The following is a 22,345-nucleotide window of genomic DNA, read 5'->3' as shown; positions in this document are numbered from 1 at the left end:
TGTAAAGAAGTGTTCACCATCATACTCTCCATAATCCATCTTGAATGTTCCGGTATTCTTCCCGTTGACAAACTCATTGACAACGTAATGCAATCCATCCTCTATCTTCCCACTCAACTGAATTTCCTGTTTGTTCCGTTTATAGAAATAGGTGCCATACAAAGAATCTCCTTCCTGCTTTAAACACATTTGCACTTCTGATTTTCCAACCCTTCCTTCATAAAGGGCTTCTTTAATGGCGGGCATATTTACCACTTCCACAGCCTCTCCCCCCTTCAAACAGAAGAACAGTACAAGCAGAACCGCCAACACCGATGCGCCGCCTATTATATAGTATTTCTTGTGAGACTTAGACGAAGCGGAAACTTCAACAACAGAAGTTTCAGCAACAGAGACACTAACAGTAGAGGGCTCAGTCCTGGAAGTTTTAACAGTAGAGGGCTCTGTAGCTTGCGGCTGTTCCTGCGGAGAGGATTGCCCATTTATGCCATTTTCCGCTTTCTTGCCATAATGGCGTTCCAACCACGATTTTCTAAAAAAAGGCCATGCATATCTTGCGACTAACTTTGGACACTCATTATAACACTGAAAAAGTCGTCTATAAGAAAAGAAAGCAGTAACGGCAAAATATACTCCGAAAGGAAAAACCAAAATACAAGGTACAACACTTAAATTGGGGAGATAAGAACCTGCCGAGCTATGTTCAATCGCATAAGACTGAACAGGTGCCATAAGGAAAGGTGCTATTGTAAAAAAGAAAGTAAAAAACACCATTGCACCGATGGAATAGCTATGCAAATAAACAACTACCGATTTTTTGGAAACAAAACCTTTCAGTGCGGTAGAAATTACAATCAACATAAACAATAAAGAGAACATCCAACCAATCCACTCACTGCCTTTGACCGAACTCAGGCATATTTTTTGAAATCCAGTATAAGTAGTCTCAGTTTCTCCCATCATATTGACTGCAGAAATCGAAAGGAACGGCAAATTCCACTTATAATAAAGAAAAAACAATGCCATCCCTATCAGCTCAGAAACAGCACCTAAACGAAACTCTTTTGGTGTTACCATATAAACGAAGTTTATAAAAAAGGCGGAACCATTCAACCTATCCGGTCCTGAGGTATCGCCAAACACCGCGCCCAAGGAATAAGTGTAAACAGTTCACGCCCATAGAGCATGAACTTCAACATCTTATATCTCTTGGGCTTTCCAATTGGCGATTTTCAGGACCAAGCAATAAGAGCTAAAGCTCTAATATGTATAGAAAGAACGGAAACGCTTTTCCTTTGTTTGTTATTAATAAATAGAAATAATTAAAAATCACATAGTCAGGCATCCTGTCCGGCTACTTTCAAAAAGGATATCTCCTTTCTACATCAGAGTTTTGTCTTCTCCCATAGGCAACCGCTTTACTGATTAAACATCTATTTTATCGCCTCAAAGTTAGATAATACATATAATATTACAAAATTATTCACCAGGCATTTTTTATCAAAAAGCTTCATTCCTTCTGAAAATCCGATATGGCTCCTGCTTTCAGTGCCTATTCCTCCCGATAGGCAGACATGGAAGTGCGGACGGCCAACAATAGCTGCTATTCCTTGGCATATAGCCGGAGACTCTCGGCCCGCAGGTTCTCTTTGGCTTTCACCTCTATTAGGAATAGCACTTCCCTGATATTGCAACAGGAGCTTTTACTGAGATGATAAAAGGTGCAAAATTACTGCCCTATTGGAAAAATATTTTTTCCTAACTGGGAAAAAAAGCATGCAAACTTGCAAGTTTCTTATCGAGGTGCATATTTGCCGGTTGAGCCGGATGGACAACTGTCAGCTACGGCAACGACCCATTATTCTATAATATCAATTTCTTTCTCTCCGGATATGAATAGAACACAAATTACACGAATTACACAAACAAAGGTCTGCACTACAATCAGCTATTACTAAGTTATTTTTCGCCGGTTGGGAAAATAAATAAGAAAAAATAGTTACACATAATACATCCGTCCCACCCTTTACTAAAAGGGCTTCGGATTTTTACTAAATTTACGACTGAAAATTAGTAAAAATCTACCGGAAAATTAGTAAAAATCCGATAAGGTTTTAGCAAACAACAGTCACCCCGTCCAGAAAGGCTTCTGACGGCACTTTTAGTTATATTTAAAAATAACTTGGTACATAATCTTTCTGGGGAGTTATAGGAGTTAAAGCCAACAGTTCGCATTGCGCTTTCCGCTGTTATAAATAAGAGTATCGGCTTTAACTCCTATAACTCCCTAGAAAAATTTATCATTTTTGTACCAACTTATTTTTTAAGCGTTACCATCTTTTAAGTAATCATGCGAATCAGGATTTAAATTATATTCATTTTTTCGGGTTTTGAATCAAACAAAGCCTCTCTACCTTATCCATTACAGACTCTTTCTTCCGTTTCCAACCAGAGAACATTGGTTTACAAATCTTAATCTTCTGCAAGCGAGACAAAAAAGGTGTTTCATTTCAAGATAATTACGTATATTTGCGAGCTAAACAAGAGAACGAAAAGCGCCGGAACGAGTCGGAATGAAATAAAACGACCCGGAGTTATTAACAAAAAGGGCGACTTATCAACAGATTTTGCAATCTTTCTCTTTTTTAGTAGGCGCAATACGGAATTATCACTTATTTCGCTGCCAATAAACACTAAGATTATGGGAAAAATTATTGCTTTGGCAAATCAAAAAGGCGGTGTAGGGAAGACTACGACTACGATTAATCTCGCAGCTTCACTCGCTACTCTGGAAAAGAAAGTGCTCGTTGTGGACGCAGACCCGCAGGCAAATGCCTCTTCCGGTTTAGGTGTCGACATCAAGCAGGCGGAATGTACTATATACGAATGCATTATCGACCGGGCCGATGTTCGCGAAGCTATCCACGACACGGAGATTGAGACACTGAAAGTGATATCCTCACACATAAACTTGGTGGGCGCCGAGATAGAAATGCTCAATCTGAAAAACAGGGAAAAGATACTGAAAGAAGTGCTCGCCCCACTGAAGGAAGAGTTTGATTATATCTTGATAGACTGCTCGCCCTCTTTGGGACTGATTACCATCAATGCACTGACGGCAGCCGACTCTGTGATTATCCCCGTACAAGCGGAATACTTTGCACTGGAAGGTATCAGCAAATTATTGAATACCATCAAAATTATCAAGTCTAAACTGAATCCGGCACTTGAAATTGAAGGTTTCCTATTGACCATGTACGACTCGCGTCTGCGCCAGGCCAACCAGATTTACGACGAAGTAAAACGCCACTTTCAGGAATTGGTATTCAACACCGTCGTGCAACGTAACGTCAAGCTGAGCGAAGCTCCCAGCTATGGTCTGCCTACTATCTTATATGATGCAGACTCTACAGGAGCCAAGAATCATATGGCACTTGCCAAAGAACTGATCAGCCGCAATAATTAATTCAAAACGAAGAACCATGGCACAAAAAAGAAATGCATTAGGACGCGGGCTGGACGCCCTGCTTTCAATGGACGAAGTGCAGACCGAAGGCTCTTCTTCCATCAACGAAATAGAGTTGTCGAAGATTGTCGTCAACCCGAACCAGCCCCGTCATGAATTTGACGAGACAGCGCTTCAGGAACTTGCCGACTCAATCTCTGAAATAGGTATCATTCAGCCCATTACCCTACGCAAGCTGTCGGACGATGAATATCAGATCATCGCAGGCGAACGCCGCTTCCGTGCTTCACAACTCGCCGGACTGAAAAGTATTCCCGCCTATATCCGCACTGCCGATGACGAGAACGTCATGGAAATGGCGCTTATCGAGAATATACAACGCGAAGACTTGAACTCTGTGGAAATTGCCCTTGCCTACCAGCATCTGCTGGAACAATACGGGCTTACACAGGAACGCCTTAGCGAACGTGTCGGTAAAAAGCGTACAACAATTGCCAACTACCTGCGTCTGTTGAAACTGCCCGCCCCCATTCAGATGGCGTTGCAGAACAAGCAGATAGACATGGGACATGCCCGCGCGCTTGTAACACTGGGCGATCCGAAGTTGCAAGTGAAGATATTCGAAGAAATCATCGAGCACGGATATTCCGTACGTAAGGTGGAAGAAATAGTAAAATCCCTGAGCGAAGGCGAAGCCGTGAAAAGCGGCGGACGAAAAATAGCTCCCAAACGAGGAAAACTGCCGGAAGAATTCAACATGCTGAAACAACAGTTATCAGGCTTCTTTAGCACCAAAGTGCAGTTGACCTGTTCGGAGAAAGGAAAAGGTAAAATCAGTATCCCGTTCAATAACGAAGAAGAATTGGAACGTATTATCGGCATACTCGATACTCTTAAAAAATAAATGACGAAAGGAACAAGAACATATCAATGGTGTATCGCCCTGCTGCTTTGCTTCGTGCAGACGGCAGGGATTGCTATGTATGGGCAGAACCGTCCGCGTGCCGCTGCCAAACGGCAACAATTGGAGCATGCAGACTCACTGAAAAGACTGCCGCAAGTAGCTCCGGACAGCCTGAATGCACAAACAGAATCCGCCTTGCAACGGGTTTCGGCTGCTGACAGCCTTGCCATAGCCGACAGCATTGCTGCCGAAAATAAAAAGCGTCTGCTGGAAATGACTTCCAGTACTACCCCACAAGTGTCTCCTACACCAACAGACAGTATAAACGGGGCACTTAACAAGAAAGTATTTATCCCCAACCCGACCAAGGCAACATGGCTCGCCTTGGTTATCCCCGGTGGCGGACAAATCTATAACCGTAAATACTGGAAGTTACCTATTATATATGGTGGATTTGCAGGATGTGCCTATGCGCTAACCTGGAACAACAAGATGTATAAAGACTACATGCAGGCCTACAAAGATGCCGCTCTTGGCAACTGGGAAGCCAACAGTATTCATGACCTTTTGCCACCCGGATATCTGGACAGAACCCCCAAAACACAGATAACAGAAACCCTCCGAAAACGAAAGGATACGTACAGGCGCTATCGTGACCTGAGTATTTTCGCTTTCATAGGTGTTTACCTGATATCGGTTATTGATGCCTATGTAGATGCGGAACTATCCAATTTCGATATAACTCCCGACCTAAGCATGCGGGTAGAACCTGCCGTAATCAACAGTCAATACAGTATAGGCAGCTCCAACAAATCTGTCGGAGTGCAATGTAGTTTCCGTTTTTAATGAATTAAGCTATACCAAAGAATAATCACACATGAAGAATAAATCTGTAAATATGAAGAAGTTTATCGCTACTCCGTTTCTGTTTTGTCTATCACTTTTCGCCTTCCAGGCGCAAGCCCAGGAAAGTGTGGAGGTAGTGATCCGTGACAACGGAACAGAACGCCAGGAAAGCATCGAACTTCCCCAAAGTATGACTTATCCGCTGGACAGCCTGCTCAATGACTGGAAAGCCAAAAATTACATTGATTTAGGTAAAGATTGCAGTACCTCCACAGAGAACCCGCTCTTTAGTGACTCTGTTTACATCGACCGTCTCAGCCGCATTCCTGCTATAATGGAAATGCCTTATAATGAGATTGTACGTAAATTCATCGACATGTACACAGGACGTTTACGTAATAACGTATCATTCATGTTGAGCGCCTGCAACTTTTATATGCCCATCTTCGAAGAAGCACTCGATGCCTATGGATTACCGCTTGAACTCAGATACTTGCCTATCATTGAATCTGCGCTGAACCCTTCTGCCAGATCCCGTGTAGGCGCTTCCGGTTTGTGGCAGTTCATGCTGGCTACCGGAAAGATGTACGGATTGGAAAGCAACAGTCTTATTGACGAACGTTGTGATCCTATCAAGGCCACGTGGGCAGCTGCCCGCTACCTGAAAGACCTGTACGCCATTTATCAAGACTGGAATCTGGTGATCGCCGCTTACAATTGCGGACCAGGTACTATAAACAAAGCAATCCGCCGCGCCGGAGGTAAAACCGATTACTGGGAAATCTATAATTTCCTGCCCAAAGAGACCCGCGGGTATGTGCCTGCGTTCATTGCCGCCAATTATGTGATGACTTACTATTGCAAGCACAACATCTGTCCCATGGAAACTAATATCCCCGATGCTACAGATACTATACAAGTAACAAAAAACTTACATTTCGAACAGCTTGCTGATATCTGTGGCGTTAGCATGGAAGAAATCAAAAGCCTTAATCCTCAGTATAAGAAGAATATAATTCCCGGTGAAAGCAAGACACAAACCCTTCGTCTGCCTATGAATTACATCAGTACATTTATCGACAGCCAGGATACTATCTATGCCCACCGTGCGAATGAATTATTCAAAAACCGTAGGACCGTAGCCATCTCCGAGCCCCGTTCTACAGCAAGACGCGCTACAACCGGCAGTGGAAATCTGACTTATCATAAAATACGAAATGGCGAAACATTGGGTACTATTGCACGCCGCTATGGAGTCACCGTAAAACAACTTCAAAGTTGGAATGGATTGCATAACACCAAAATTTCCGCCGGAAAGCAATTGAAGATATATAAATAAGAGCACAAACGCTTGCACGGTGTTGAAATTTGCTTATTTTTGCAGCAATAGAAGAAAGGAGACAGGGATATGGAAGAGAATGTGAACCAGAAAGATAAAGAAAAAGTCGAAGAGGAAATGATTGAACAGGCTTTCCAGCAACTGTTAAACGACTATTTGGCAACCAAGCACCGTAAACGCATTGAAATTATAACAAAGGCATTCAATTTTGCCAACCAGGCACATAAGGGCATCAAACGCCGCTCAGGCGAGCCCTACATTATGCATCCCTTGGCTGTGGCACAGATTGTTTGCACCGAAATAGGTCTGGGGTCTACATCCATTTGTGCTGCATTACTACACGATGTGGTAGAAGATACAGACTATACTGTAGAGGACATAGAGAATATATTCGGTCCGAAAATCGCCCAGATTGTAGACGGACTGACCAAAATATCCGGTGGTATCTTCGGTGACCGGGCTTCGGCACAGGCAGAGAACTTCAAAAAGTTGCTGTTGACGATGTCCGATGATATACGTGTGATCCTTATTAAAATAGCGGACCGCCTGCATAATATGCGTACGCTGGGTTCCATGCTTCCAAATAAGCAATTCAAAATTGCAGGTGAAACTTTATATATATATGCTCCCCTCGCCAACCGCTTAGGACTTTATAAGATAAAGACCGAACTGGAAAACCTGAGTTTCAGGTACGAACACCCTGAGGAATATCAAGAAATAGAAAACAAGCTGGCAGCTACGGCTACCGAGCGTGACAAAGTATTCAAAGAGTTCACAGCTCCGATACGCGCACAGATGGACAAGATGGGACTGAAATATCGCATCCTGGCACGCGTCAAATCCATTTATTCCATATGGAACAAAATGCAGACCAAGCATGTGCCATTCGAAGAAATCTATGACTTGCTTGCCGTACGCATTATTTTTGAACCGCGTAACGCGGACGAAGAGTTGAATGACTGTTTCGATATCTACGTCTCTATTTCTAAAATATACAAGCCCCACCCCGACCGTCTGCGCGACTGGGTGAGTCACCCCAAAGCAAACGGCTATCAAGCTTTACACGTTACCCTCATGGGTAATAATGGACAGTGGATAGAAGTACAAATCCGTAGCGAGCGCATGAATGACGTAGCCGAACAGGGTTTTGCCGCACATTGGAAATACAAAGAAGGTGGTGGTAGCGAGGATGAGGGCGAGCTGGATAAATGGCTACGTACCATCAAGGAAATTCTTGATGATCCGCAGCCGGATGCCATTGATTTCCTCGACACTATCAAATTGAACCTGTTTGCATCGGAAATCTTTGTATTCACCCCGAAAGGTGAGATTAAGACTATGCCACAGAATTCTACAGCATTGGACTTTGCATTTTCCTTACATACAGATATAGGCAGTCATTGTATCGGCGCGAAAGTAAACCATAAACTTGTCCCACTCAGCCATAAATTGCAAAGTGGCGACCAGGTGGAAGTGCTGACATCCAAATCACAACGGGTACAGCCGGAATGGGAAGTATTTGCCACTACAGCCCGTGCCCGTGCAAAGATAGCCGCCATCCTGCGCAAAGAACAAAGAGCAAACCAGAAAGAGGGTGAAACCCTTCTGAACGAATTCTTCAAGAAAGAAGAACTCCGATTGGATGACATGCTGGTTGACAAACTTGTGAAAGCTCATAACATGAAGAACAGGGATGAGCTGCTCATAGCTATCGGCAATGGAAAAATCGTCTTAGGTGATCTGGATAAAAATGCTTTAAAAGAAAAACAAGGAACCAACTGGAAGAAGTTCCTCACATTTTCATTCGGTAGCAATAAGGACAGCAAAGAACCTGTTGAAGAAAAGATACCGCAGGAAAAGGAGAAGATCAATACTAAGCAAATTCTGAAACTGACGGAAGAGAATATCCAAAAAAATTACATCATGGCAGAATGTTGTCACCCTATTCCGGGTGATGATGTATTGGGATATATCGACGAAAACGACCGGATTATTATCCATAAACGCCAGTGCCCTGTCGCTGCAAGACTGAAGAGCAGCTACGGCAACCGTATCCTTGCCACGCAATGGGATACACACAAAGAGCTATCTTTCCTGGTGAATATCTATATCAAAGGCATAGATGCCATGGGATTACTGAACGAAGTAACACAAGTCATCTCCCGCCAGTTGAACGTAAACATCCGTAAACTATCCATCGAAACAACGGACGGTATCTTTGAAGGAAACATCCAGCTATATGTACATGACGTGGATGATGTGAAGACTATCAGTACTAACTTGAAACAAATACAGAACATCAAACAAGTAACCAGAGTAGAAGCATAAAACTATAAAAGTACATTTCATATGTTTAATTCGAAAAAAGGAATTGACGACAAGGTAAGTAATAAATTAACTACACTTTCCTGTCAAAGTTTAATAAAAGGTGATTGTTCCATCGATGGAGATATGCGCATCGACGGAATCGTAGAAGGAAATATTCAATGTACGGGTAAAATTGTTATTGGCCCCGAAGGAAGAATACACGGAAATCTTTCTTGTACACATGCCTGTCTACATGGAACTATCATCGGTGATGCTTATATAAAGGAAGAACTCACCCTGAAAGCTAATTGCGTGATGCAAGGTAATATTTATACCAGTAAATTGGAGATAGAATCACAAGCTAAATTCAATGGAACCTGTAACACGAATGATACCAATAATGAGATAAAATTATTGGAAGCAGTTACTGAATAACATTATTTACAATAGATTCAGTTTAACAAAACCATCTTGCTGAAAAAAGTTTTATCTTATATAGGCGTTCATTATTAATATAAAATAGCTACTTTTGCAGTATATATCAATGAAGTATACTATGATAGTCGGCAAATATATAAATTTGGGAACGCTCCAGGAACTACTGTTTAATGGTGAGAAGGTGATTATTTCTGATGAATGCATTCAAGAGGTAGATAAGGGTTTCCGTTTTTTGAAGGATTTTTCAAGTGATAAAATTATTTACGGAATAAATACAGGATTCGGGCCTATGGCTCAATATAGAATTGAGGATAAATCATTAACAGAACTACAATATAATATCATCAGAAGCCACTCTACCGGAGCAGGTAAACCATTACCTCCTCTTTATGTAAAAGCAGCAATGATTGCCCGGCTATTCACCTTTTTACAAGGAAAATCAGGTATACATACAGAATTGGTAGAACTACTTGTTAAATTCATTAATCTGGATATTTTTCCATATATACCGGAGCATGGCAGTGTAGGTGCCAGTGGCGATTTAGTCCAATTGGCCCATATAGCATTGACTTTGATCGGCGAAGGAGAAGTGTTCTATCAAGGACAACTACAACCTACCGCCCAGGTGCTTGAGAAGAATCATCTCAAACCTTTCTCTATCCACATTCGTGAGGGACTTTCAGTAACAAACGGTACTTCCGTCATGACGGGTATCGGCATTGTTAATCTGATTTATGCGCGTCAATTACTAAACTGGTCCGTATGCGCCTCAGTAATGATGAATGAGATTGCTGCATCCTATGATGATTTTGTTTCTCAGCCGCTAAACGATGCTAAGCTTCATAAAGGACAGCGGAAAATAGCTGAGGCTATGAGAGCCTGGATGTCGGGCAGCCAATGCACACGCAAGAGAGAAAACGAACTGTATGGACAGAAACACGAGGAAAAGATCTTCGAACATAAAGTACAGCCTTATTATTCGCTAAGATGTACTCCGCAGATACTGGGACCAATTTATGACACATTGATAAATACGGAAGAGGTATTAATCAACGAAATCAACTCAGCCTGTGACAACCCGATTGTTGATCCGGAAACCCAAAATGTATATCATGGTGGAAACTTTCATGGTGATTACATCTCTTTCGAAATGGATAAATTAAAAATTGCCATTACCAAACTGACAATGCTAAGTGAACGCCAGTTGAACTATCTGTTCCATGATCGTATCAACGGAATACTTCCCCCATTTGTCAATCTGGGAATACTGGGACTGAACTATGGATTGCAAGCTTCGCAATTCACAGCAACTTCCACTACTGCAGAGTGTCAGACACTATCCAACCCAATGTATGTGCATAGTATCCCTAACAACAATGACAATCAAGACATTGTGAGTATGGGAACGAACTCTGCATTAATAGCCAAAACAGTTATTGAGAATTCTTATCAAGTCATGAGTATTCTGTTTATGGGGATTGTACAGGCGGTGGATTATTTAAAGATACAAGATCAATTGAGTACGGAATCACGCAATGTGTACAATGAAATCCGGGCATTCTTTCCTGTATTTTCCCAAGATACTCCTAAATATAAGGAAATAGAGGCTATGAATGAATACTTGAAAAATAAGAAATTCAATTTATAAATGAAATACGCATTAATAACAGGCGGAAGCCGGGGCATAGGACGTGCTGTCAGCATCAAACTGGCAGAAAAAGGATATACCGTGCTGATTAATTATCAAAGCAATGATAAGGAAGCAGCCAATACCCTGCAACTCGTTCGAGAGCAAGGAGGAGATGGAGAACTACTAAAGTTCGATGTAAGCAGCCCGGCAGCAGTATCCGAAGCGTTAAACACCTGGAGTGCCCAACATCCGGACGAATATATTGAAGTACTGATTAACAATGCAGGAATTCGCAAAGACAATTTAATGCTCTGGATGACCGAACCTGAATGGAACGGAGTACTGAATACCAGCTTGAATGGGTTCTTTTATGTCACCCAGGCATTGCTTAAAAACATGTTAGTCAAACGTTTCGGCCGCATTGTCAATATAGTTTCGCTATCAGGCATCAAAGGTATGCCCGGACAAACAAATTATTCTGCAGCTAAAGGGGGTGTCATTGCCGCTACCAAGGCATTAGCCCAGGAAGTGGCAAAGAAGCATGTAACTGTCAATGCTGTGGCCCCCGGATTCATCCGTACGGAAATGACCGAAGACATCAATGAGAACGAATGGAAAAAGCACATCCCTACCGGGCGCTTCGGTGAACCGGAAGAAGTGGCTGATCTTGTAAGTTTCTTAGTTTCCCCCAACGCCTCTTATATCACAGGTGAGATTATTTCAATCAATGGAGGACTGCATACATGAGAAGAGTTGTCATTACAGGAATGGGAATTTACTCGTGCATCGGCAAGAATCTGAGCGAAGTAACAGACTCATTATATAACGGTAAATCGGGAATCGGCATCGATCCCCACCGGAAAGAAATGGGGTATATTTCTGCACTGACTGGTCTGCTGGAACGCCCTGATCTAAAAAAAATGTTGGACAGACGGAAACGTCTCTGCCTGCCTGAACAGGGAGAATATGCCTATCTGGCAAGTGTAGAAGCTTTCAAAAATGCAAGTATTGATGAAGCATTCTTGGAAACAAATGAAGTAGGAATACTGTATGGAAATGACAGTAGTACTGCACCGATTATTAACGCTGTAGATATTATCCGGGAAAAGAAGAATACCGTTCTGGTAGGTTCCGGTTCTATTTTCCAGTCGATGAATTCGACTGTATCTATGAACCTGTCGGTCATCTTCAAGCTCAGAGGAGTAAACTTCACAATCTCCGGTGCTTGTGCAAGCGGTTCACACGCCATTGGCATGGGTTATCTGCTAATCAAGTCAGGATTGCAAGAGTGTATTCTTTGTGGCGGTGCGCAAGAAGTAAATCCATTCTCAGTAGGTAGTTTCGACGGATTAAGTGCATTCTCTACCCGGGAAGATAAGCCTCAGCAAGCATCCAGACCCTTTGATAAAAGCAGAGACGGACTTGTGCCCAGCGGAGGTGGCGCCAGCCTAGTACTGGAAAGTTATGAATCAGCTGTTAAGCGAGGAGCACCCATATTGGCAGAAATTATCGGCTACGGTTTTTCATCCAATGGAGATCATATATCTGTTCCTAATATAGACGGCCCAAAGCGTTCATTGGAAATGGCCATCCGGAATGCCGGAATCGCATTGGATGAAATTAAATACATCAATGCGCACGCCACTTCTACTCCGATAGGTGATTTGAATGAAGCAAAAGCCATAGCAGAAGTATTTGAAGGACACCACCCGTATGTGGCTTCCACCAAGTCTATGACCGGTCACGAAATGTGGATGGCGGGTGCCAGCGAAGTTATCTATTCTACTTTAATGATGCAGAATAACTTCATTGCTCCCAATCTGAATTTCGAAGAACCGGATGAAGCCTCTGCCCAACTTAATATCCCCGCCCAACGAGTAAATATGGAATTTGATACATTCCTGTCGAACTCATTCGGATTCGGAGGAACCAATTCTACATTAATTATTAAAAAAGTAAAGTAATATAAGTATGACCCACGAAGAAATCATTGAAAAGATAAGAGAAACCTTATCCGAGGAATTTGAAGTAGATATCGATCTTATCCAGCCTGATGCTCCGCTCATGCAAACCCTTGAGTTAGACAGTCTGGACTTGGTAGATATGGTAGTGTTGATTGAAAAGAACTTCGGTTTTAACGTAACCGGACAAGATTTTGTCGGAATCAAAACGTTCCAGGACTTCTATAATCTCGTCATTACACGTATGGCCGAAAACAAAAACGAATAGACAAGATGTGGAAAGGTAAAACCCGTGGCGGCGTATCCGGATACCTGTTTTTCATTTATATGATCAGGTATTGTGGTGTAAAAGCCGCTTATGGTTTTCTGTCTCTGATCGTTCTTTATTTTATCCCTTTCGCTCCTAAAGCAACAAAGAGTATCTGGCAATATGCCCGCCGTATCTTAAGACGGAACCGCATACAATCGATGGGGCTATTGCTGAATAACTATTATCGTTTGGGACAGATACTCATAGACAAGGTAGCCATTGGAAATGGAATGATCGACAAGTATCATTTCAAGTTCAACCACTATCAGGAGTTTCTAAATGTATTGGATGGAGATCAGGGAGTAATCATGATCGGTGCACACGTTGGCAACTGGGAAATCGGAACACCTTTTTTCAATGACTACAGTAAGAAGATGAATGTGGTGATGTACGATGCCGAACATCAAAAGATTAAAGAAATACTGAAGAAGAACGGACAGCAGCAACCTTACAAGATTATACCAGTCAACAAAGATAATCTGGCACATATATTCAAAATTACAGAAGCACTGGATCATAAAGAATACGTCTGTTTTCAGGGAGACCGTTATCTGAATGCAGACAAACTGCTGATCTGTAAATTTATGGGACACAAAGCTTGTTTTCCAATCGGCCCTTTCCTATTGGCATCACGGATGAAAGTTCCTGTAGTTTTCTATTTTGCAATGAGAGAGGCTAAGCAAACCTATCATTTTCATTTTATACTGGCAGAAAAGGTATCCGGCTCAAAAGAGAAAAAGGCAGAGCAATTACTATTAGAACAATATGTGAACGCTCTGGAAAAAGTAATCAGCCAGTATCCCGAACAATGGTTCAACTATTATCCTTTCTGGAAGTCGCTTGAATAAACTAAAATCAACAAAATGAAACTATTTCCTTCTCTACAAAAGAGATATACCAAAGAACGATTCACTGCTGTGCAAGCACAGAGGTTGGCACAAGAAATCGCTTTTGGTCCCATTGTATTCCAAGTTTCACGCCTGATGCTGAAATTCGGTATTTTCCGTTTGCTTTCCGACAACCGGGAAGGTCTGTCACTGGAACAGATCAGCCAGAAAACCGGATTGTCAAAGTATGCCACACAAGTTTTACTGGAAGCCTCACTCACCATAGGTACTGTATTGGTAAAAGACGATCAATATATACTGGCAAAGGCCGGATGGTTCCTGTTGAATGATGAGATGGCACAAGTGAATATGGATTTTAATCAGGACGTCAACTACAAAGGTCTGTTCCATCTGGAGGAAGCATTGCTAAATGGTCGCCCCGAAGGTTTGAAAGAATTGGGAAACTGGCCCACGATTTACGAAGGATTATCCAGTTTACCCGAGCAAGTGCAGAAAAGCTGGTTCGGCTTCGACCATTTTTATTCAGACAATTCTTTCGACCAGGCACTCGAAATCGTATTCAGCCACTCTCCCCGGACTCTGCTCGATGTAGGAGGCAATACAGGTAGATGGGCTACTAAATGTGTGCAATACAACGAGAAAGTAGAAGTTACCATTATGGATTTACCCCAACAACTGGAAATAATGAAACAAAAGACAGAAAATATTTCCGGTCACGAGCGTATTCATGGACATGGTGTAAATCTTCTCGATGAAAATGTACCTTTCCCGAAAGGTTTTGATGCGATCTGGATGAGTCAGTTTCTAGATTGCTTTTCTGAGAAAGAAGTTATCAGTATACTCTCACGAGCTGCTCAGTCCATGTCTACAGAAGGGCGACTCTACATTATGGAAACATTCTGGGACCGACAAAAATTCGAAACTGCTGCCTACTGCCTGACACAGATCAGTATATACTTTACTGCTATGGCAAATGGTAACAGCAAAATGTATCACTCCGACGATATGGCACGATGCATTCAAGAATCAGGGTTGGAAATAGAGGAAATATATGATAACCTGGGATTGGGACACAGTATTGTAAAATGTAAGCTGAAATGAAAAGAGCTCCTATCATATCCGGTGAAGGAATCCTGAACCTGATACCACAACGACCGCCAATCGTTATGGTAGATTCATTCTGTGGCATTGAAGATAATTGTTCCTATTCAGGTCTCACAGTCACTGACGATAATATCTTTTGCCAGGAAGGCAAATTGCAGGAAGCAGGTCTTGTTGAACACATAGCCCAATCGGCGGCGGCACGGATCGGATATATCTATTTACAGAAAAATGAACCGGTGCCCTTAGGCTTTATCGGTTCGGTAGATAAATTAACCCTTCATCGTTTGCCGGAGACAGGGCAGGAATTATTCACTGAAATTACGGTTATTCAGGAGGTATTCGATATTACTTTAGTATCTGCCTGTGTAAGTACTACGGAAGGAGTGATTGCAGAATGCCGGATGAAAATATTTTTAGATAAGAAATGAGGCAAAAAACGAATCTACATACGCCTGCACTCATTGACCGCACCACAATAAAGGTACGTTTCAGTGAAATAGACTCCATGCAAATCGTATGGCATGGTGAATATGTACGCTATTTTGAGGATGGAAGGGAGTCTTTCGGAAAGCATTATGGCTTAGGATATATGGATATCTACAGTGAAGGATATATGGTACCCATCGTTGAATTAAATTGCCAATTTAAGCAATCCTTATCCTTCGGTGAAGAAGTTATCATTGAAACCCGATACATTTCTTGTGAAGCTGCCAAGATTAAATTCGAATATGTACTATATCGGGCTACAGACAATAATATCGTTGCCACCGGAAGTACAACTCAGGTTTTTCTAAATACTAACAGGGAGCTGGAGTTAGCAACTCCGGCCTTTTATCAGGAGTGGAAAAAGAAATGGAACATCCTATAACTGTATATATCACAGCAGATACTCTGATCAGTTCTTTAGGAGCAAATACCCGGGAGAATATAAAAGCAATCCGGGAATATCAGAGCGGGATCACCAGGCATGAAGCAGGAATCATATCTGATACTTCTATATTAGCTGCCACTATTAAACCGGAACAATGGGAAAGAGCAAAGAATTTGGGTACGTACACACGCCTGGAACAACTATTCATACTAGCCATTCAAGATATTCTGTCCCATTCCGAAATGAATCTGGCGGATGAAGATTGTGGCCTCATCCTATCCACCACTAAAGGTAATATCGACCTGTTGGCCAATCATCCCGACACCCCTGATATCAGAGTTCATCTATGGGAAATGGGAAGAAGAATAAGCGAATATTTTCAGGCCGACAACCGGGTAGAAGTCATTTCTAATGCCTGCATATCAGGAGTATCCGCTCTGATTGTGGCAAAGCGATGGATCGAATCCGGCAGATACAAAAAAGTCATAGTAGCGGGAGGTGATATCCTCTCCCACTTCATTACCAGCGGATTTCTATCTTTCAGATCCATCAGTTCCGAAAGATGCTGCCCTTATGATGCCCGGAGAGACGGACTCAATTTAGGAGAGGCTTGTGGTGCTATCCTGCTGAGTTCGGAAGGAAACGATACGGATATCATCCTGTCCGGAGGAGCCATTAGTAACGATGCCAATCATATTTCAGGCCCGTCACGCACAGGAGACGGACTTTACCTCGCCATACGGCAGGCTATGGAAGAAGCTGCAGTCCTTGCCGAAGACGTTAGTTTCATGAACACACATGGAACGGCTACTGTCTATAACGATGAAATGGAATCGAAAGCTATTCATTTAGCCGGATTGGAAACCGTTCCGGTTCATAGTTTGAAATCTTATTTCGGTCATACTTTAGGGGCATCGGGAGTGATTGAATCTATTATCTGTATTCACGAACTAAAGGAAAACGTACTATTCGGTACATTAGGCTATGAAAAGCCCGGTGTCAGCATGCCTATTCTGGTGCAAGCTGACCATCAGGAAATACCCATGAAGCATTGTATCAAAACAGCATCCGGTTTCGGAGGTTGTAATGCTGCTATCGTATTGACACTTCCTGCATATCAGAAACAGCCCTCAAGCGTGCAATCACCGGTGACAGTTCATACGACCGCAACTGTTTCCATTGAGAATAGCTGTTTAAGTATGAATGGAGAAACCGTTTTTTCATCATCTGCCTCAAACTTTGCACAATTTATCCGCGAAGCATATAAAAATACAGGTGGAAGTAACATGAAATTCTACAAAATGGACGACCTTTGCAAACTGGGATATACTGCTGTTGAATATCTGTTGAAGGAGAAAAACTTTCAACCGGAAGAAATAGGGATATTGCTGGTTAATGCTGCCGCCTCACTGAATACGGATATTCGTCATCAGATGATTATCAATCAGGAAGGTGACCATGCAGCCAGTCCGACGGTATTTGTATACACTCTGCCTAACGTTGTAGCTGGTGAGATATGTATCCGTCATAAAATACAAGGAGAAAATACTTTCTTTATAGAAAAAGAATTCGATGCGGACAAATTGAAAGAATATGCACAAATTGTAATGAAGAAAGGTAATTTAAAAGCTTGCATCACCGGATGGTGCAACCTTTTAATGGAAGAGTATAAAGCTGATTTCAAACTAATAGAAGTACAACATTGATATGGAAGAATTAATAGAAAAACTAAAAAGAGAATTAATAGAAGAACTGAATCTTGAAGAAGTCACACCCGAAGAGATCAATCCCAATGAGCCTCTGTTTGGTGACGGTGGTTTAGGACTTGATTCTATTGACGCACTTGAAATTATTCTTATTTTAGAGCGTAACTATGGAATCAAAATAAAGAATCCTGCAGAAGGGAAACAGATTTTCTACTCAATACGTACATTAGCTAACTATATCTCTGAAAATCAGAAATAATGAAGATATATGTAACCGGTTTAGGTGTTGTTTCAGGTATCGGTCTGGGTGTTGCAGAAAATATAGCTTCACTCAGGAAACATCAGCATGGTATGGGGAAAGTCACTCTTTTCCCTACGGAACTGGATGTACCCGTATCAGAGGTAAAATACAGCAATGAAGAACTAAAACAGTTACTCTCTTTAGATATACAAAAAACGTTTTCACGAACAGCCTTATTAGGCATGTTAGCTGCCCGGGAAGCAGTCGATGACGCCCGGTTAGATTTGAATACTTTGCGTGTAGGTCTCATTTCTTCCACCTCTGTAGGTGGTATGGATTTGAGTGAACATTTCTACAATGCCTTTAAAAAGGACAATAGAAAAGGAAGATTACGGGAAGTCATCTCTCATGACTGCGGTGCAAGTACTGAAATGATAGCGGATTATCTGAAAGTAAATGACTTTGTAACCACTATCAGTACAGCCTGTTCATCAGCAGCTAATGCTATCATGTTAGGAGCCCGCATGATCAGGAATGGCCAACTGGACGCTGCCATTGTAGGAGGTACGGACGCCTTGTGCAAGTTTACCCTCAACGGTTTCAATTCACTTATGATTTTGGATAAGGAACACTGCCGTCCTTTTGACGCATCCCGTGCAGGCCTCAACTTAGGAGAAGGAGCCGGATATATTGTCCTTCAATCAGAGAAATTACTCCGGAAAGAGCCTTATTGCTTATTAAGCGGATATTCGAATGTGAATGAAGCTTTTCATCAGACCGGCAGTTCACCCGAAGGAAACGGACCATTCTGGTCCATGACAGAAGCCATAGCTAAAAGTGAAATTTTTCCCGAAGAGATTGATTATATCAATGTACATGGCACAGGAACTCCAAGTAATGATCTTTCAGAAGGACTTGCTATCCGACGGATTTTTGATGATAAAATTCCTCCGTTCAGTTCTGTCAAAGCGTTTATCGGTCATACATTAGGGGCTTCGGAAGGAATTGAAGCGGTTTATTCTGTTCTCTCCGTATATCATGGTTTCATCTATCCCAATCTGAACTTCAAAGAACCTATAGAAGAAAACATGTTGATGCCCGAAACCTCATTCCGCGAGGGACTACCCATTCGTAATGTACTATCGAATTCATTTGGATTCGGTGGAAATGATTCTTCGATCCTGTTTTCCACATTAAAAGAGAGATGATGCTACCTGTCTATATCAATCATATTGCTACTATTCACGCGGATACTGCTTCCGGAGAATCCCTTTATTTATCCGCCAACGAACCGGATTACAAGAGTATTATCACAAATGCCGCACTACGGAGGCGTATGAGCCGGATCATCAAAATGGGAGTTGCCTGCGGATTGGAATGTATCAGTACCCTACCTTCCGAAAAAGTACATGCGATCATCACCGCAACCGGACTCGGATGCCTGGCAGATACAGAGAAGTTTCTGAATACAATCATTGAGAATGAAGAACAACTACTGAATCCGACACCCTTTATCCAGTCAACCTTCAACACCATCGGAGCCCAAATAGCATTACTCCGCCAGATACATACTTACAACATGACGTATGTGCACCGAGGATTAAGTTTCGAAAGTGCACTATTGGACGGTATGATGAGAATCTGGGAAGGTGATGAAAATGTCCTTGTAGGAGCTATTGATGAGATTACCCCTAACAGCCACACTATACAACAACGCCTGGGACTGCTAAGGGGCATACAAGCAGGCGAAGGTGCCCAGTTCTTCCTGCTGGGACGAGAAGCCACCGAATCCACATTAGCAGAACTTGCCGGTATATCGACTTTTATTCATGCGAACAGTACGCAGGAAGTAGCCGAAAAGGTTCATTGCTTTTTGCAAAGCAACCGATTAACTGCCGGACAAATCGATTGGTTTGTTACCGGTAAGAATGGAAACTCAAAAGAAGATACCCTGTATACTGATTTAGAAAACGACTTGTTCCCCACAGCAACATGCAGCATCTTTAAGAATGAATGTGGTGAATATCCTACGGCATCTTCCTTTGCTTTATGGAAAGTGGCTAAAACTTTTGAAGAGAATCTAAATCCGGGACGGACAGTTCTGATATATAATCATTATCACTCCATTAACCATTCACTTATTTTAATCCGGAAAAGACAATGATAGTAGAAATCCTGATCACATTACTGATTATCTTTCTCGTCTACGCATCTTGCAACATCCGTTCTAACATCTATCTCAAGGTATTTTGCAAGAAACAGACTGAAGATAAAATTGTAGCTATCACCTTTGATGATGGACCGGACCCGGTACAAACCCCCAAAGTATTACAAGTACTCAAAGAACAACAAATACCGGCTTGTTTCTTCTGCATCGGTCACAAAGTACAAGAGAATGAAGAGTTGATCCGACAAATCATCAACGAAGGACATCTGATTGGTAATCATTCCTTTACCCATACCAATCATTTTCCCTTGTACAGTCTGTCGCGGATGAAAAAAGACTTGCAAGCTTGCCAGTTTGCATTAGAACGAGTAACTTCGCAGAAAATCAAGTTATTCCGCCCACCGTTTGGAGTCACAAATCCTACTATAGCAAATGCTGTCCGCATATTGGGATACACTCCTGTTGGCTGGAATATCAGAACACTCGATACACTGCAACCTTCCAAAGAGAAGGTTTTGAAGCGTATTCAGAAAAGGTTACGCCCCGGTTCTATCATCCTTCTACACGATCGGATGCCGGACAGTGACCTGTTATTAAAAGAGATACTTAACTTAATTAAAGAACAGGGATATACAGTTGTCCGTCTGGACAGCATGTTGTAAAAGCATTATGAGAACCATACTAATAACATTATCAATCATATTGGGCATTTCCTATACCCATGCCCAGACAATGAAGAAGCTAATCCATACCCAGGATTTTGAAAACCGTCTGGCAAAGGAAGCACAAACCATGCAGTCCATTGAAAGTGACTTTACACAAGTGAAGTATTTGGATATTCTGGATGAGAAAGTAACCTCCAAAGGAAAGTTCTATTATCAAAAGAGCGGCAAAATACGTATGGAGTACGCCCAACCCATCAACTACCTAATAGTTATAAACGACTCCCGGCTTAAAATTGTATCGGACGGTAAAAAGAGCGTTATGAGCCTAACCGCCAATAAGATGATGAATCAAATGCAAGATATGCTCACAGCTTGCATGATAGGCGATCTCTCAAAAATGTCTTCCGACTACAAACTGGAATATTTTGAAAATGATTCCTATTATATAGTGAAGATTAAGCCGGTCAATAAAGCCATACAAGCCTACATTTCGGAAATTGAAATATACCTGGATAAGAAAGATATGTCGGTTTACAAATTGCGTCTTTCCGAAACAGCCACCAATTATACGGAATATGAGTTCTACAACAAGAGATTTAATGCTTTGAAAGATGAAACAAAGTTTTCTATTCGCTAATCTGATCTTTATTCTGTATCTATTCACTTCCTGCGGTTCCTCAAAAACAATAGCAGGAGATGCCACATCTCATGTGACACCTATCATTTGCGCTGAAGAATATTCGCAAAAATACAATATGCAGTTAGACTTCATGAAGCATCACTTCAGCGGTTTATTAATTGTACGGAAATTGCCGGATAATGAAATAAGAATATTGGCATCTACTTACTTTGGACTCAGTCTTTTTGATTTTTCACTTCGGGAAAATGAATTTCAAGTCAACAGTTGCATAGAGCCCATGAAGAAAAAGAAAATGCTGCTATTACTGGAAACAGACTTCAAGAATCTATTTTTAAGTGGAAAGAATATCCGCATCAAAAAGAAAAGCGGTACCTTTGAAAAAAGAGTCACAGGCAGGGGATTCGGAAGAACAGTATTCTATCTATCGGAGTTCAACTCTGGACATCCCGAACAGATAAAAATCAAACATCCCTGGTTGCGACTAAGTATACAGTTGGACAAATTAAAAGAAAACCCAAACTAATATGGCTGAACTTCTTCCCAATTTCTATAAAGTCACGCACTCTGAGCATATCAATGAAACAGACTGGGTAGTGCAAGTCATGCTCAACCCACAACATGCTATTTATAACGGACACTTTCCACAACAACCCGTAGTTCCGGGCGTTTGTATGCTGCAAATAATAAAAGAGTGCATAGAAAAAATACAGCAAGCTCCCCTGCAATACAAGCAGATAGCATCATGCAAGTTTCTTTCTGTTATAAATCCGAATGAAACACCGGAATTAAAGCTCTCATTGACTATCAAGAATAACGAAACGGATACATTCCATATTCTGGCTGAAGGAGCATCTTCAAAAGATATCTGTATCAAATTAAAAGCACAACTAATCGGCAAATAA

Annotated in this window: 22 protein-coding genes; all 22 read left to right on the top strand. The window is 41.8% G+C overall.

Annotation, left to right across the window (positions count from 1 at the left end):
- Positions 1 to 2,701 precede the first annotated feature (2,701 nt).
- The 22 genes from BWI44_RS16870 to BWI44_RS16765 all read left to right on the top strand — a co-directional run bounded on the left by BWI44_RS16870 (position 2,702) and on the right by BWI44_RS16765 (position 22,345).
- Positions 2,702 to 3,466: a ParA family protein gene (locus BWI44_RS16870; RefSeq protein WP_118217078.1), complete on the top strand. Its 765-nt coding sequence runs from the start codon at positions 2,702 to 2,704 to the stop codon at positions 3,464 to 3,466.
- Between the two features lie 16 nt (positions 3,467 to 3,482).
- Positions 3,483 to 4,370 carry a ParB/RepB/Spo0J family partition protein gene (locus BWI44_RS16865; RefSeq protein WP_118223456.1) on the top strand — a complete coding sequence of 296 codons (888 nt, stop codon included), beginning with the start codon at positions 3,483 to 3,485 and terminating at the stop codon, positions 4,368 to 4,370.
- Complete coding sequence (locus BWI44_RS16860; protein WP_138293247.1) at positions 4,371 to 5,216, top strand: DUF5683 domain-containing protein; 846 nt, start codon at positions 4,371 to 4,373, stop codon at positions 5,214 to 5,216.
- A gap of 31 nt (positions 5,217 to 5,247) precedes the next feature.
- Positions 5,248 to 6,555, top strand: a complete 1,308-nt coding sequence (locus BWI44_RS16855) for a lytic transglycosylase domain-containing protein (RefSeq protein ID WP_286815212.1) — start codon at positions 5,248 to 5,250, stop codon at positions 6,553 to 6,555.
- 69 nt (positions 6,556 to 6,624) lie between these two features.
- Positions 6,625 to 8,883, top strand: a complete 2,259-nt coding sequence (locus tag BWI44_RS16850; RefSeq protein WP_286815211.1) for a RelA/SpoT family protein — start codon at positions 6,625 to 6,627, stop codon at positions 8,881 to 8,883.
- Positions 8,884 to 8,904: 21 nt separating this feature from the next.
- Positions 8,905 to 9,297 (top strand): bactofilin family protein, encoded by a 393-nt coding sequence (locus BWI44_RS16845; protein ID WP_007667103.1) that lies wholly within the window; start codon positions 8,905 to 8,907, stop codon positions 9,295 to 9,297.
- A gap of 121 nt (positions 9,298 to 9,418) precedes the next feature.
- Positions 9,419 to 10,948, top strand: coding sequence for a flexirubin biosynthesis tyrosine ammonia-lyase FlxA (gene flxA, locus BWI44_RS16840; RefSeq protein WP_171032207.1), 1,530 nt, complete (start codon positions 9,419 to 9,421; stop codon positions 10,946 to 10,948).
- Positions 10,949 to 11,677: a flexirubin biosynthesis SDR family reductase FlxB gene (gene flxB, locus BWI44_RS16835; protein ID WP_007667105.1), complete on the top strand. Its 729-nt coding sequence runs from the start codon at positions 10,949 to 10,951 to the stop codon at positions 11,675 to 11,677.
- Positions 11,674 to 12,894 carry a beta-ketoacyl-[acyl-carrier-protein] synthase family protein gene (locus tag BWI44_RS16830; protein ID WP_007667106.1) on the top strand — a complete coding sequence of 407 codons (1,221 nt, stop codon included), beginning with the start codon at positions 11,674 to 11,676 and terminating at the stop codon, positions 12,892 to 12,894. Before flxB ends, BWI44_RS16830 begins: the two co-directional genes overlap by 4 nt.
- Positions 12,895 to 12,901: 7 nt before the next feature.
- On the top strand, positions 12,902 to 13,159 hold the full coding sequence (locus BWI44_RS16825) for an acyl carrier protein (protein WP_007212332.1): 258 nt from the start codon (positions 12,902 to 12,904) through the stop codon (positions 13,157 to 13,159).
- Between the two features lie 5 nt (positions 13,160 to 13,164).
- Positions 13,165 to 14,049, top strand: coding sequence for a lysophospholipid acyltransferase family protein (locus tag BWI44_RS16820; RefSeq protein ID WP_195209797.1), 885 nt, complete (start codon positions 13,165 to 13,167; stop codon positions 14,047 to 14,049).
- A gap of 15 nt (positions 14,050 to 14,064) precedes the next feature.
- Entirely contained in the window at positions 14,065 to 15,150 is a 1,086-nt protein-coding gene (locus BWI44_RS16815; RefSeq protein WP_195209796.1) for a FlxJ family methyltransferase, read from the top strand.
- Positions 15,147 to 15,581, top strand: a complete 435-nt coding sequence (locus BWI44_RS16810) for a hotdog family protein (protein WP_138293244.1) — start codon at positions 15,147 to 15,149, stop codon at positions 15,579 to 15,581. The genes BWI44_RS16815 and BWI44_RS16810 overlap by 4 nt, the downstream gene beginning before the upstream one ends.
- Positions 15,578 to 16,021, top strand: coding sequence for an acyl-CoA thioesterase (locus BWI44_RS16805; protein ID WP_007215125.1), 444 nt, complete (start codon positions 15,578 to 15,580; stop codon positions 16,019 to 16,021). Before BWI44_RS16810 ends, BWI44_RS16805 begins: the two co-directional genes overlap by 4 nt.
- Positions 16,006 to 17,730, top strand: coding sequence for a beta-ketoacyl synthase N-terminal-like domain-containing protein (locus tag BWI44_RS16800; protein ID WP_007667114.1), 1,725 nt, complete (start codon positions 16,006 to 16,008; stop codon positions 17,728 to 17,730). The genes BWI44_RS16805 and BWI44_RS16800 overlap by 16 nt, the downstream gene beginning before the upstream one ends.
- A gap of 1 nt (position 17,731) precedes the next feature.
- Entirely contained in the window at positions 17,732 to 17,989 is a 258-nt protein-coding gene (locus tag BWI44_RS16795) for a phosphopantetheine-binding protein (protein ID WP_007667115.1), read from the top strand.
- Entirely contained in the window at positions 17,989 to 19,179 is a 1,191-nt protein-coding gene (locus BWI44_RS16790) for a beta-ketoacyl-[acyl-carrier-protein] synthase family protein (protein WP_007667120.1), read from the top strand. Before BWI44_RS16795 ends, BWI44_RS16790 begins: the two co-directional genes overlap by 1 nt.
- Complete coding sequence (locus BWI44_RS16785; protein WP_195209820.1) at positions 19,179 to 20,135, top strand: beta-ketoacyl synthase chain length factor; 957 nt, start codon at positions 19,179 to 19,181, stop codon at positions 20,133 to 20,135. The genes BWI44_RS16790 and BWI44_RS16785 overlap by 1 nt, the downstream gene beginning before the upstream one ends.
- Complete coding sequence (locus tag BWI44_RS16780; protein ID WP_195209795.1) at positions 20,132 to 20,800, top strand: polysaccharide deacetylase family protein; 669 nt, start codon at positions 20,132 to 20,134, stop codon at positions 20,798 to 20,800. The genes BWI44_RS16785 and BWI44_RS16780 overlap by 4 nt, the downstream gene beginning before the upstream one ends.
- A gap of 7 nt (positions 20,801 to 20,807) precedes the next feature.
- Complete coding sequence (lolA2, locus tag BWI44_RS16775) at positions 20,808 to 21,440, top strand: flexirubin biosynthesis/transport protein LolA2 (RefSeq protein WP_195209794.1); 633 nt, start codon at positions 20,808 to 20,810, stop codon at positions 21,438 to 21,440.
- Complete coding sequence (gene lolB2, locus BWI44_RS16770) at positions 21,415 to 21,966, top strand: flexirubin biosynthesis protein LolB2 (RefSeq protein ID WP_007667124.1); 552 nt, start codon at positions 21,415 to 21,417, stop codon at positions 21,964 to 21,966. The genes lolA2 and lolB2 overlap by 26 nt, the downstream gene beginning before the upstream one ends.
- A gap of 1 nt (position 21,967) precedes the next feature.
- On the top strand, positions 21,968 to 22,345 hold the full coding sequence (locus BWI44_RS16765; protein WP_007667125.1) for an ApeI family dehydratase: 378 nt from the start codon (positions 21,968 to 21,970) through the stop codon (positions 22,343 to 22,345).

Origin of the sequence: Bacteroides sp. Phil13, assembly GCF_001940965.1 — a bacterium.
Classification (GTDB): Bacteria; Bacteroidota; Bacteroidia; order Bacteroidales; family Bacteroidaceae; genus Bacteroides; species Bacteroides intestinalis.
The sequence above is the reverse complement of the archived record's forward strand: the minus strand, read 5'-3'. Positions and strand labels throughout refer to the sequence as shown.

Coding starts and splice junctions, on each gene's coding strand:
- BWI44_RS16765 (WP_007667125.1), top strand. CDS start 21,968: ATGGCTGAACTTCTTCCCAATTTCTATAAAGTCACGCACTCTGAGCAT.
- BWI44_RS16865 (WP_118223456.1), top strand. CDS start 3,483: ATGGCACAAAAAAGAAATGCATTAGGACGCGGGCTGGACGCCCTGCTT.
- BWI44_RS16820 (WP_195209797.1), top strand. CDS start 13,165: ATGTGGAAAGGTAAAACCCGTGGCGGCGTATCCGGATACCTGTTTTTC.
- BWI44_RS16780 (WP_195209795.1), top strand. CDS start 20,132: ATGATAGTAGAAATCCTGATCACATTACTGATTATCTTTCTCGTCTAC.
- flxB (WP_007667105.1), top strand. CDS start 10,949: ATGAAATACGCATTAATAACAGGCGGAAGCCGGGGCATAGGACGTGCT.
- flxA (WP_171032207.1), top strand. CDS start 9,419: ATGATAGTCGGCAAATATATAAATTTGGGAACGCTCCAGGAACTACTG.
- BWI44_RS16790 (WP_007667120.1), top strand. CDS start 17,989: ATGAAGATATATGTAACCGGTTTAGGTGTTGTTTCAGGTATCGGTCTG.
- lolB2 (WP_007667124.1), top strand. CDS start 21,415: ATGAAACAAAGTTTTCTATTCGCTAATCTGATCTTTATTCTGTATCTA.
- BWI44_RS16795 (WP_007667115.1), top strand. CDS start 17,732: ATGGAAGAATTAATAGAAAAACTAAAAAGAGAATTAATAGAAGAACTG.
- BWI44_RS16805 (WP_007215125.1), top strand. CDS start 15,578: ATGAGGCAAAAAACGAATCTACATACGCCTGCACTCATTGACCGCACC.
- BWI44_RS16845 (WP_007667103.1), top strand. CDS start 8,905: ATGTTTAATTCGAAAAAAGGAATTGACGACAAGGTAAGTAATAAATTA.
- BWI44_RS16800 (WP_007667114.1), top strand. CDS start 16,006: ATGGAACATCCTATAACTGTATATATCACAGCAGATACTCTGATCAGT.
- BWI44_RS16825 (WP_007212332.1), top strand. CDS start 12,902: ATGACCCACGAAGAAATCATTGAAAAGATAAGAGAAACCTTATCCGAG.
- BWI44_RS16810 (WP_138293244.1), top strand. CDS start 15,147: ATGAAAAGAGCTCCTATCATATCCGGTGAAGGAATCCTGAACCTGATA.
- BWI44_RS16850 (WP_286815211.1), top strand. CDS start 6,625: ATGGAAGAGAATGTGAACCAGAAAGATAAAGAAAAAGTCGAAGAGGAA.
- BWI44_RS16785 (WP_195209820.1), top strand. CDS start 19,179: ATGCTACCTGTCTATATCAATCATATTGCTACTATTCACGCGGATACT.
- BWI44_RS16830 (WP_007667106.1), top strand. CDS start 11,674: ATGAGAAGAGTTGTCATTACAGGAATGGGAATTTACTCGTGCATCGGC.
- BWI44_RS16870 (WP_118217078.1), top strand. CDS start 2,702: ATGGGAAAAATTATTGCTTTGGCAAATCAAAAAGGCGGTGTAGGGAAG.
- lolA2 (WP_195209794.1), top strand. CDS start 20,808: ATGAGAACCATACTAATAACATTATCAATCATATTGGGCATTTCCTAT.
- BWI44_RS16815 (WP_195209796.1), top strand. CDS start 14,065: ATGAAACTATTTCCTTCTCTACAAAAGAGATATACCAAAGAACGATTC.
- BWI44_RS16855 (WP_286815212.1), top strand. CDS start 5,248: ATGAAGAATAAATCTGTAAATATGAAGAAGTTTATCGCTACTCCGTTT.
- BWI44_RS16860 (WP_138293247.1), top strand. CDS start 4,371: ATGACGAAAGGAACAAGAACATATCAATGGTGTATCGCCCTGCTGCTT.